The 231-nt window shown below is 59.3% G+C and carries 1 protein-coding gene; it reads left to right on the top strand.

Features of this window, described 5'->3' with window-relative positions; genetic code table 11:
* Window positions 1-231: 30S ribosomal protein S2 (gene rpsB, locus SB816_RS35420; RefSeq protein ID WP_410548674.1), on the top strand; the 231-nt coding region annotated here is incomplete at both ends.

Raw genomic sequence — 231 nt, 5'->3', positions numbered from 1 at the left:
GCGGGTGAAACCGAAAAGATGAGCAAGAAGGAAGCGCTGCTGTTCGAACGCGAAATCGCCAAGCTGCAAAAGTCGATCGGCGGCGTGAAGGACATGGGCGGCATTCCGGACGCGATCTTCGTGATCGACGTTGGCTACCACAAGATTGCCGTCACCGAAGCGAACAAGCTGGGCGTGCCGGTCATCGCCGTGGTCGACACGAACCACTCGCCGGAAGGTGTGGACTACGTG

This window comes from Achromobacter sp. SIMBA_011, assembly GCF_046535435.1.
Lineage (GTDB): Bacteria > Pseudomonadota > Gammaproteobacteria > Burkholderiales > Burkholderiaceae_B > Achromobacter > Achromobacter dolens.
Note: the sequence above shows the minus strand (reverse complement) of the source record. Positions and strands in the feature narration are given on the sequence as shown.